This is a genomic window from Mycobacterium sp. TY815, assembly GCF_030755135.1.
Lineage (GTDB): Bacteria > Actinomycetota > Actinomycetes > Mycobacteriales > Mycobacteriaceae > Mycobacterium.
On record NZ_JAUFRX010000001.1, the window covers coordinates 2,286,761 to 2,296,235 of the forward strand.

The window sequence follows — 9,475 nt, forward strand, 5'->3', positions numbered from 1 at the left end:
CAGAACTACGGGGGCCGGTACGGGCTGGCGGACTGTCAGCCCCACGCTACGGGCAACCTACGAAGAGTTGGCCACCAGCCGGTCCACCTGCTGACCGCGAATGCGCTGCGAGATGACGGCGGTGATCCCGTCGCCCTGCATCGTCACGCCGTACAGCGCGTCGGCCACCTCCATAGTGGGCTTCTGGTGGGTGATGATGATCAGCTGCGAACGGTCCCGCAGCATCTCGAACAGGCTGATCAGCCGGCGCAGGTTGGTGTCGTCGAGCGCGGCCTCCACCTCGTCCATGATGTAGAACGGCGACGGGCGGGCCCGGAAGATGGCAACCAGCATGGCCACCGCGGTCAGCGCCTTTTCGCCGCCGGACAGCAAAGACAGCCGGGTGACCTTCTTGCCAGGCGGGCGGGCCTCGACCTCGATGCCGGTGGTCAGCATGTCGTCGGGCTGGGTCAGCCGCAAGCGCCCCTCGCCGCCGGGGAACAGGGTGGTGAAAACCGTCTGGAATTCGCGTTCGACATCGACGAACGCCTCGCTGAACACCTGCAGGATCCGGGCGTCGACTTCGGCGACGACATCGAGCAGATCCTTGCGCGCCGCCTTGACGTCCTCGAGCTGGGTGGACAGGAAGTTGTATCTCTCCTCCAGCGCGGCAAACTCCTCGAGGGCCAGCGGGTTGACCCGGCCCAGCTCGTTGAGCTCCCGCTCGGCGCGTTTGGCCCGGCGCTCCTGGGTGGTGCGGTCGAACGGCATCGGGGCCGGCGCGACCACCTGTTCACCCCGCTCGCGGGCCTGTTCGAACTCGGCCATCTCCAGATCGGTGGGCGGCAGCGGGACGTCGGGGCCGTATTCGGCGATCAGGTCGGCCGGCGCCATCCCGAACTGCTCGAGCACCGTCTGCTCGAGTTGTTCGATCCGCAGCGCCGCCTGCGCGTTGGCCACCTCGTCGCGGTGCAGGGAATCGGTGAGTGCGGCCACCCGCGCGCCGAGCAGATTCGTTTCCTCACGTACCGCGGTCATGGCCGCGGACCGCTGCTGGCGCTCGGCGGCCAGCTCGTCGCGCATCAGTGACGCCGCGTCCACCACCCTGCTGAGCCGCCGGGCCAGCAGCCGTCCCGACTCGGCCACCGCCGCCGCCACCGCGGCTGCGCGCATCCGGGCGGCCGCCGCTTGTTCGGCCCGGATCCGAGCCTCGCGTTCGGCCGCGGCGGCACGGCGCAGCGAATCGGCCCGCCCGCGCACCGCGTTGGCGCGCTCTTCGGCGGTGCGTACGGCCAGCCGGGCCTCGACCTCGAAGCTGCGTGCCGCATCGGCGGCAGCCGCGATCTCCTGCCGGTCGACCGGCTCGGCCTGCTGGACGTGTTCGGTCTCCTGCGCATTGCGCAAACGCGTCTCGAGTTCGACGACCTCGTCGAGAGTGCGGCCCCGGCCCGCTTCGAGCTCTTCACGCTGGGCCAGCAGCCGGTTCCATTCGTCCTCGGCCGTTCTGGCCTCTTGCCCCAGCCGGCCGAGCTGGTCGTACATCGCCGAGATGGCGGTGTCGGATTCGTTGAGGGCGGCCAGCGCGTGCTCGGCCGCATCCTGACGGGCGGCCTGCTCGGTCAACGCGCCGGACAGCGCCGCGCTGAGCTGCGCCACTTGCGACTCCGCGGCGGCCAGTTCGTTGCGCGCCTTCTCGATCTCCGACGCGATCTCCAACGTGGAGACCTTGCGGTCGGACCCGCCGCTCACCCAGCCGGCGCCCACCAGATCGCCGTCGCGTGTCACCGCCCGCAGCTGCGGATGGCCGGCGACCAGCTCCAGCGCTGCGCCCAGATCGTCGACCACCGCGACGCCCGAGAGCATGGCCACCATCGCCCCGCGCAACCGCGGCGGCGCCTCGATCATGTCCAGCGCCCACACCGCGCCACCCGGCAGGCCGACCTGCGGCTGCGGCTGGGCCGGCCAGTCGCCGAGGACCAGCGCCGCGCGGCCACCGTCGGCCTGTTTCAGTGCGGCGACGGCATTGCGTGCGGCTCCCAGACCGTCGACCGCAAGCCCGTCGGCCGCCGAGCCCAGCACCGTGGCCAGCGCCGCCTCGTAGCCCGGACGCACCTTGACCAGTTCCGCGATCGAACCGAAAAGCCCTGCGGCACCGTGGTTCCGAGCCAGCCACGCGGTGCCGTCCTTGCGCTCCAAACTCACCGAGAGCGCATCGATGCGGGCCCGCAACGACGCCACCTGACGTTCGGCGGCACGTTCTGCGGCCTGCAGCTCGGTGACCCGTTCGTCGGTCTGACGCAGCGCGGCCATCGTCCGTTCGTGTTGCTCGTCGAGGCCTACCTCGCCCTGGTCCAGTTCACCGACCCGGCTCTGCACGCCCTCGAACTCGGCTCGGGTCTGCTCCACCCGGGCCGCGGCGTGTTCGATCCGCTCGGACAACCGCGCGACGCTGTCGTCGATCGATTCGACGCGCGCCCGCATCGTCTCCACCTGACCGGTCAGCCGCGCCAGGCCCTCCCGCCGGTCGGCTTCCGCCCGAACCGCCGCGAGGTGAGCCTTGTCGGCCTCCACCGCACGGCGCTCGCGTTCGGCCAGCTCGGCGCGCGCGGCATCGAGCCGGGTGCGGGCCTCCGCCAGCTCGGCCAGCAACTGCTCCTCGAAAAGCGCGACCTGTTCGGCCTCGGCGTCCAGTGCGTCAGGGTCGGTGTCGCTGGTCCTGGACGGCTCGATATCCAGGTGGTGGGCGCGTTCGCTGGCGATCCGGACGGTCGCGCCGACGCGTTCCGCCAGCGCTGACAAGCGAAACCAGGTCTGCTGAACGGCTTCGGCACGTTGCGACAGCTCGGTCAGCGATTCCTCGTGGGCGGCCAGCTCCTCGGATGCCACCGACAGCCGGGCGGCGGCTTCGTCATGCTCGCGCCGCATTCTCGCCTCGGTGTCGAAGATGGCCTGCCGCTCGGAACGGCGGTTGACCAGGTCGTCAGCGGCCAGTCTGAGGCGGGCGTCGCGCAGATCGGCCTGGATGGTCTGGGCTCGACGGGCCACTTCGGCCTGGCGGCCCAGCGGTTTGAGTTGGCGCCGCAGCTCGGTGGTGAGGTCGGACAGCCGGGCCAGGTTCGCGGCCATCGCGTCGAGCTTGCGCAGCGCTTTTTCTTTACGCTTGCGGTGCTTGAGCACGCCCGCGGCCTCTTCGATGAAGGCCCGGCGGTCTTCGGGGCGGGACTGCAGGATTTCGTCCAGCTTGCCCTGACCGACGATGACGTGCATCTCCCGTCCGATGCCGGAGTCGCTCAACAATTCCTGCACGTCCATCAAACGGCAACCGCTGCCGTTGATTTCGTACTCGCTGGCGCCGTCGCGGAACATCCGGCGGGTGATCGAGACCTCGTTGTAGTCGATCGGCAGCGCGTTGTCGGAGTTGTCGATGGTGACGGTGACCTCGGCACGGCCCAGCGGCGCGCGCGAGGACGTCCCGGCGAAGATGACGTCTTCCATCTTCCCGCCGCGCAGCGTCTTGGCCCCCTGCTCCCCCATCACCCAGGCCAGCGCGTCGACCACGTTGGACTTGCCGGATCCGTTGGGACCGACGACCGCGGTGATCCCCGGCTCGAAACGCAGAGTCGTTGGCGCGGCGAAGGACTTGAAGCCCTTCAGCGTCAGACTCTTGAGGTACACGAGGGGCCAGATTACCGCTCGGACTGTGCGACCCTTCGCCGCACGCGACGGCCCGGGCGGCAGTTTCGGTCGGATTCAGTCGTTGAACAGGCGACCGGTGTCGCAGTGGCCACAGCTGACACTTTTGTCTCTGGCTGGGGCCGCGCCTGATGTGCCCGGCTTCACGCCACCGCGGGGGAACGACCGGAGCTATCGCTCGACGAACCCGCTGAACTGCTCCGTCGGCTCCGACCAGTCGGCGATCACCTTGTCCACCCGTCCCGGCGTGCTCTCACCCCGCAACAGTTCGAGGAGCCGTTCGCCGCCCTCACGCGTTCCATTGGCCACCACCAGCACGCGGCCGTCGGCCTGGTTGGCCGCGTAACCGGTCAGGCCCTGCTCCAGCGCCCGGCACCGGGTCCACCAGCGAAATCCGACGCCCTGGACATGGCCGTGCACCCAGGCGGTCAATCGCACGTCAGACATCGACCACCTCGAACGTCACGGTGGTGCCGGACTTCAGTGTGCGCCCGACGGTGCAGACCGCGTCGATGGCCCGGTTGACGACGGTGATGAGGCGCTCCTTCTCCTGGTCTGTCAGGCCGGAGAGATCCAGCTCGAGCTTCTCCTCGAGCAGGGGGTAGACCTCGTTGTCGCGGTCAGCGGCGCCCGAAACCCGGATCACGGCCGGGTAGTCGTCTCCCAGGCGGCGGGCCAGCGGTTGGTCACTGGACATCCCGCTGCACGCGGCGAGTGCGATCTTCATCAACTCACCGGGAGTGAACACGCCTTCGACGTCCTCGCTGCCCACCAGCACCTGTGCTCCGCGGGAGCTGTGTCCGGTGTAGCGGCGCGTGCCGGTGCGTTCCACCCACAGATCAGTCATGACTTCCCTTCTTTTCGTTGAGCCTGCGTTGAGGGCGTGGATTCGACGAAATTGCCGCCCTGGACGCAGGGTCAATCCATATCGTCAACCACGTGGTCTCGGCTGGCAGCGCGGGCAGTAGAACGACGAGCGGTTCATGAACTTCTCCCGGCGCATCACCGCTCCGCACCGACGGCAGTTCTGGCCTTCTCGTCCGTAGGCGTCCAGCGAACGGTCGAAGTAGCCCGATTGCCCGTTGACATTGACGTATAGCGAATCGAAGGACGTGCCGCCCTTCGCCAGTGCCTCACGCATCACCTCGGCCGCCGAGTCCAGCACAGCCGTGAGCTTGGGCCGCGACAGGGTGTCGGCGATACGGGCGCCGTTGACTTTGGCCCGCCACAGCGCCTCGTCGGCGTAGATGTTGCCGATCCCCGAGACCACCTGCTGGTCGAGCAACTGGCGTTTGATCTCGGAGTGCTTGTGCCGCAACACGTCAACCACCGCTTTGGCGTCGAATCGGGGATCGAGCGGATCACGGGCTATGTGCGCGACGGGTTCCGGAACGACGCTGCCGTCCACGGTCAGCAGGTCGGCCAGCAGCCAGCCGCCAAAGGTGCGCTGGTCGGCGAAACTGAGCACCGTCCCGTCATCGAGCAACGCGGAGATCCGGACGTGGTCTTCGCGCGGCACCACGCCCAGCAACATCTGGCCGCTCATGCCCAGGTGGACGACGAGCGCGGTGTCCGGCTCGTCCTCTTCGGCATCCGGGGTGCGCAGGGTCAGCCACAGGTACTTGCCGCGCCGATCGGTTCCGGTGATGCGCGCGTCGAGCAGGCGCGCGGTCAGATCCGCGGGCCCGGCTTCGTGACGGCGCACGGCACGGGGATGGTGAACCCGGACGCCAGTGATCGTCTTTCCCACGACATGGGTATGCAGACCGCGCCGCACCACCTCGACTTCAGGTAGCTCAGGCATTTAGTGATGATCGCAAGCGCGGCGAAGCCGGGCGACGCGGGTCATCACCATGGGACCCGTGATGATCGCAAGCGCGGCGAAGCCGGGCGACGCGGGTCATCACCATGGGACCCGTGATGATCGCAAGCGCGGCGAAGCCGGGCGACGCGGGTCATCACCATGGGACCCGTGATGATCGCAAGCGCGGCGAAGCCGGGCGACGCGGGTCATCACCATGGGACCCGTGATGATCGCAAGCGCGGCGAAGCCGGGCGACGCGGGTCATCACCATGCGCGGAGCACGTCACGCGGACGTCTTCCCCGCGGAGTCCAGTTCCTCGACCGCGTCCAGCGCCTTGTACGCCGCAGACGCCGCCTTCTGCTCGGCCTCCTTTTTGGAGCGCCCCACACCGGATCCGTATTCGGTATCCATCACCACCACCACCGCGGTGAATTCCTTGTCGTGGTCCGGTCCGGTGGAAGTGACCAGGTACGACGGCGGACCCAGGGCGCGTGCCGCGGTCAACTCCTGCAGGCTGGTCTTCCAGTCCAGGCCGGCGCCGAGAGTGGGCGCCGCGTCCAGCAACTGACCGAATAGCCGCAAAATCGTCTCGCGCGCCACCTCGATGCCGTGCTGCAGATAGATCGCGCCGAGCAACGATTCCATCCCGTCCGCCAGGATGCTCGACTTGTCGGCGCCACCGGTGTTGGCTTCACCGCGGCCGAGCAGCACGAACGCGCCCAGCCCGTCTTCGGTCAGGGTGCGTGCCACGTCGGCGAGCGCGTGCGTGTTCACCACGCTGGCCCGCAGTTTGGCCAGGTCGCCTTCGGAACGGTCGGGGTGGCGGTGGTACAGCTCATCGGTGATGGTCAGCCCCAGGACCGCGTCGCCGAGGAACTCCAGACGCTCATTGGTGGGCAGCCCCCCGTTCTCGTAGGCATAGCTGCGGTGCGTCAGCGCCAGTGAGAGCAGGTCGTCGGGCAGATCGACACCGAGCGCCTCGAGCAGTGTCTGTCGCGGCTGGCTCACTGCTCACCTCGCTGTTCGGTCTCCGCGTCATCGGAATGGGGCAGCATCGCGGCCAGCTTGGCCCATCGGGGGTCGATCTGTTCATGCCGGTGACCGGGCTCGGCAGCCAGCGAGACCCCGCACTGCGGACACAGCCCCGGGCAATCCGGCGAACACACCGGGGAAAAGGGCAACTCCAGGCCGACGGCGTCGATGATCGGCTGCTCGAGGTCGATGGTCTGGTCGACGACGTGGCCCACCTCGTCTGCCTCGGTGGTGGCTTCGGTGGCGCTGTCGGGATAGGCGAAGAGCTCCGTCAGCCCTACCTGCACCCGGCCCTGGATCGGCGACAGGCAGCGGGAGCATTCGCCGGCAGTCGGTGCTTCCACCGTGCCCGTCACCAGTACGCCTTCGGACACCGATTCCACTCGCAGATCCAGGTCTAGCGGCGCGCCGGCTTCGATGGCGATCAGCTCCACACCGATGCGTACCGGACTTTCGACGGTGTCGTGGATCTCCATCATGGACCCCGGACGTCGTCCCAACCGGGCGACGTCGATGGTCAACGGGGTAAGAGCGCGTCGCTGCGCGGTGTGGCCGTGCTGCCTTGCCATACGGGAATCCTACGGCGCGCAGCCCGCAGGTCTACTGCTTATGAGGCGCGGACTACCGAGTTGCGTAGTCGTGGGTGCCCGCCGCGGTGCGCAGCTGGTGACGGCCGCGGCCGACGGAGCGCAGTGTGCCGTTGAGGAACTCCTCGAATTCGGCAAGCTTGTTGTCGACGTAGATGTCGCATTCCCCGCGCAGCCGGTCGGCCTCGGCGTGCGCGGTGTCGATGAGCCGGGTGGATTCGGCGTGAGCGGCCTGGACCACCTCGTTCTGCGACACCAACCGCTGCTGCTCCTTGATGCCTTCCTGCACGGCCTTCTCGTAGGAGATGTTGCCGTTCTCGATCAGCCGGTCACATTCGGTCTTGGCCCGGCTGACGCTGGCTTCGTATTCACGCTTGGCCGAGGCGGCGATGCGCATCGCCTCTTCGCGCGCCTCGCCGACCATCCGCTCGCTGTGCTGACGCGCCTCGCTGACCATCCGGTCGGCTTGCGCTTTGGCGTCGGACAGCAGCCGGTCCGCCTCGGCGCGGGCATGGTTGATCATCGACTCCGACTCGGTGGTCGCCGACGACACCATCGAGTCGGCGTGCGACTTCGCGTCGTGCAGCATCGAGTCACGGGCGTCGAGCACGTCTTGTGCATCGTCGAGCTCGCCCGGGATCGCGTCCTTGATGTCGTCGATCAGTTCCAGCACGTCGCCGCGGGGCACCACGCAGCCGGCCGTCATCGGCACGCCACGGGCTTCTTCGACAATGGCGCTCAACTCGTCCAGCGCTTCAAAGACTCGGTACACGGCCATACCCTCCTGGCGTTATTTGTTGTTACCAGTGTGCCTGGTGTTACGTCTGTGACAGCGGTGATGACTCCGGTGTGTCGGGCCCAATTTTCGGCTGCTTGTCTTCGGTTGGTTGTCGCGGTCACGGTCTCGACGGCCCGCAGACGATTCGTATGCACCTGGTTTGCCCACCAGACTATCGCCGCAGACCCCCCGTGGGCAGTGCATTGGCCACCGCCCACCCGCAGCGCGGCCGTCACGAAAGCGATCAGGCACTTTCCGGATCACGCTATGCTGGCCGGTGTGCACGGGAGTTCGACAAAAAGCGGCAAAGGCGGAAATTCCGATAAACCTACGCTGTATATTTTTCCGCACGCCGGAGGAACCGCAAAAGACTACGTTCCCTTTTCCCGCGAGTTTTCGGACAATATAACGCGTATCGCTGTGCAGTACCCCGGTCAACGCGACGGCGCGGGACTCCTACCACTCACCAGCATTCCCGCCCTCGCCGACGATATCTTCGCGATGATGAAGCCCGCGGCCCGTCCCGAAGTTCCAATAGCATTCTTCGGGCACAGCATGGGCGGAATGCTGGCATTCGAAGTCGCACTTCGCTTTCAGTCGGCTGGATATCATGTGCTGGCTTTTTTCGTGTCCGCCTGCTCGGCTCCGGGCCACATTCGCTATAAGCAGATCAAAGGCATGTCCGACAACGAGATGCTGAATCTGGTTGCCCAGATGACCGGGATGAATCCGGAATTCTTCAATGACGAAGAATTTCTGGTCGGCGTGCTGCCGACGTTGCGGGCGGCCCGTGCCATCGCCGGTTACGACAGCCCGCCGGAGACGAAGCTCGCGTGTCCCATCTACGCCTCCATCGGCGACAAGGACTGGATAGCCACTCAGGACGACATGGCCCCCTGGGGCGACCGCACCACCTCGGAGTTCACGCTTCGGGTGTTTACTGGCGACCACTTCTATCTGAACAGCAACCTGCCGGAACTGGTCGACGACGTCGAGACCAGAACGCTGGAGTGGGCGGACTGAACTTAGCCGCGCCGCGTCGTGGACCCTCCCGGACGGCGAACCTGGCGCGGCTGATTGCGTCGCGGCAAAGCTTGGCGGGCAGCGCGCTCCGGCTAGACGCCGAGGTTCGCCGGCACGGTGCCGCGACGTGCGGCAACCGGACCTCCGGAAGAAGCCGTCCAGCGCCCACCGACGGTGGTGTTACCCTCGTCACAACGGGACGCCGGTCCCAGAAAACGAGCGGTAGCGGGTTGGAAAATTTCAGGCGCGGTTCTCACCAGACCAACATCCGCCACCGGAGTATCACAGGTCACATCCATCACAGCAATCAGCAGGAGTAGACAAGATAGAGCGCAGATCAGCCGACTGCGACCGTGCGCGATGACCTCCGCGATGGCTGTGGGAAGCGTGTGGATTTTCCGATAATGCCCCCACCCGTACCGAGAGATGATTACTTTTGAACACGCGACTAGTTGTAAGGGGAGCGGGATTAGTCCAGGGGCGATCATCCGGCGGCACACAGCAGTGCTTCGGTGGGGATGCAAATCATCGTCGACATGGACTACGCCATGCACGCGTGCCGCTCACCGGCACTAGTC

At 67.0% G+C, this 9,475-nt stretch carries 8 protein-coding genes; 1 reads left to right on the forward strand and 7 read right to left on the reverse strand.

The genetic code is table 11. From position 1 onward, the window contains the following. Window positions 1-57 precede the first annotated feature (57 nt). From smc to sepIVA, 7 genes are all read right to left on the reverse strand, one after another. Window positions 58-3,654: a chromosome segregation protein SMC gene (smc, locus tag QXK92_RS09560; protein WP_306241415.1), complete on the reverse strand. Its 3,597-nt coding sequence runs from the start codon at window positions 3,652-3,654 to the stop codon at window positions 58-60. Between the two features lie 189 nt (window positions 3,655-3,843). Further along, a complete protein-coding gene (locus QXK92_RS09565) occupies window positions 3,844-4,119 on the reverse strand; it encodes an acylphosphatase (protein WP_306241416.1) in 276 nt (91 codons plus the stop codon). Continuing rightward, a complete protein-coding gene (locus tag QXK92_RS09570; RefSeq protein ID WP_306241417.1) occupies window positions 4,112-4,519 on the reverse strand; it encodes an OsmC family protein in 408 nt (135 codons plus the stop codon). Before QXK92_RS09570 ends, QXK92_RS09565 begins: the two co-directional genes overlap by 8 nt. 84 nt (window positions 4,520-4,603) lie before the next feature. Beyond that, a complete protein-coding gene (gene mutM / locus QXK92_RS09575) occupies window positions 4,604-5,476 on the reverse strand; it encodes a DNA-formamidopyrimidine glycosylase (RefSeq protein WP_306241418.1) in 873 nt (290 codons plus the stop codon). 283 nt (window positions 5,477-5,759) lie between these two features. Next, window positions 5,760-6,485 (reverse strand): ribonuclease III, encoded by a 726-nt coding sequence (gene rnc, locus QXK92_RS09580; protein WP_306241419.1) that lies wholly within the window; start codon window positions 6,483-6,485, stop codon window positions 5,760-5,762. Then, window positions 6,482-7,078: a DUF177 domain-containing protein gene (locus tag QXK92_RS09585; RefSeq protein WP_306241420.1), complete on the reverse strand. Its 597-nt coding sequence runs from the start codon at window positions 7,076-7,078 to the stop codon at window positions 6,482-6,484. The genes rnc and QXK92_RS09585 overlap by 4 nt, the downstream gene beginning before the upstream one ends. A gap of 52 nt (window positions 7,079-7,130) precedes the next feature. After that, window positions 7,131-7,868 (reverse strand): cell division protein SepIVA, encoded by a 738-nt coding sequence (gene sepIVA / locus QXK92_RS09590; protein WP_306244306.1) that lies wholly within the window; start codon window positions 7,866-7,868, stop codon window positions 7,131-7,133. A gap of 273 nt (window positions 7,869-8,141) precedes the next feature. Between sepIVA and QXK92_RS09595 the strand changes: the two genes are divergently transcribed. Further along, entirely contained in the window at window positions 8,142-8,897 is a 756-nt protein-coding gene (locus QXK92_RS09595; RefSeq protein ID WP_306241421.1) for a thioesterase II family protein, read from the forward strand. The last annotated feature ends 578 nt before the right edge of the window (window positions 8,898-9,475 follow it).